The organism is Azorhizobium oxalatiphilum (genome assembly GCF_014635325.1).
Lineage (GTDB): Bacteria > Pseudomonadota > Alphaproteobacteria > Rhizobiales > Xanthobacteraceae > Azorhizobium > Azorhizobium oxalatiphilum.
In genome coordinates, this window is record NZ_BMCT01000022.1 from 1 (window position 1) to 1,476 (window position 1,476).

A 1,476-nucleotide genomic window follows, 5' to 3' on the forward strand; every position below is an offset into this window, starting at 1 on the left:
AGGCCGAGGAGCAGCTGGCCGAACAGTGCCTGCGGCGCGATGCCAATGAGCTCGAACATAACAGCTTCTCTGGCCCGAGGATCAGGATGGGATGAACCCCGCCGCCGCGTGACGCGGCGGCGGGGTGAAGGCGCGGCTGATCAGCCCTTCTTGACCAGCGGGCAGTCGCCCTGATCGAGCGGGCGGAAGGCCTCGTTCGCCGGCACGGTGGCCTTGAGGGTGTAATAGTCGTAGGGGCCCTTGGACTCCGACGGCTTCTTCACCTCGAACAGATACATGGGGTGGATCTGGCGGCCGTCGGCGCGGACCTCGCCCTTGCCGAACAGCTTGTCGTCGGTGGGCAGCTTCTTCATTTCCGCCACCACGGCGGCGCCGTCCTTGGCCGCCTTCACCGCGGCGACCGCCTTCAGATAGTGGGTCACGCCGGAATAGACGCCCGCCTGCACCATGGTGGGATACTTGCCGCCGTTGCCGGCCGCGAAGTCCTTGGCGAACGCGCGGTTGGCGTCCGTCATGTCCCAGTACCAGGCTTCCGTCATGGTGAGGCCCTGCGCGGTCTTCAGGCCGAGCGAGTGGATGTCGGACAGGAAGATCAGCAGGCCGGCGAGCTTCTGGCCGCCTTCCACGATGCCGTATTCCGCCGCCTGCTTCACCGAATTGATGGTGTCGCCGCCGGCATTGGCGAGGCCGATCACCTTGGCCTTGGAGGACTGCGCCTGCAGCAGGAAGGAGGAGAAGTCCTGCGTGTTGATGGGCGCGCGGACCTGACCGAGCACCTTGCCGTTGTTGGCATTCACCACGGCCGCGGTGTCGCGCTCCAGCGCCTGGCCGAAGGCGTAGTCGGCGGTGATGAAGAACCAGCTGTCGCCGCCGCCCTTGGTGATGGCCTTGCCGGTCACATTGGCCAGCGACCAGGTGTCGTAGGTCCAGTGCACGGTGTTGGGCGAGCAGGCCTTGCCGGTGAGGTCGGAGGTGCCGGCGCCCGAATTCACGAACACCTTGTTCTTTTCCTTGGTCACCTGATTGACCGCCAGCGCGACGCCGGAATTGGGCGTATCGACGATCATGTCCACGCCATCCACGTCATACCACTGGCGGGCGACGGAGGTGCCCACGTCGGCCTTGTTCTGGTGGTCGGCGGAGACCACTTCCACCTGCAGGCTCTTGTTGGTGGCGTTGAAATCCTCCACCGCCTTCTTGGCCGCCCATACCGAGCCGGCGCCGGACAGGTCCGAATAGAGGCTGGACATGTCGGTGAGCACGCCGATCTTCACCTTGAGCGGCGTCTGGGCATAAGCGGGAACGGAAAGGGCGGTGGCGGCCAGAAGGCCGCCGGCCGCCACGAGGGTGGCTGCAAGACGCATGTCGTTTCCTCCTGCCGGACGGGCCGGCTGTCGCTGTTTGAAATCCCCAGGGTCGTCAGACGCCGAGGAATGCTTCCAGACGTGCCGCGTTTTCTGCGATCTTGTCGTTGGG

The 1,476-nt window shown here is 65.4% G+C and carries 1 protein-coding gene; it reads right to left on the reverse strand.

The genetic code is table 11. The annotated features are described in order from the left end of the window. Nucleotides 1–140 precede the first annotated feature (140 nt). Nucleotides 141–1,364, reverse strand: a complete 1,224-nt coding sequence (locus tag IEW24_RS28570; RefSeq protein ID WP_188584327.1) for an ABC transporter substrate-binding protein — start codon at nt 1,362–1,364, stop codon at nt 141–143. Nucleotides 1,365–1,476: the final 112 nt, after the last annotated feature.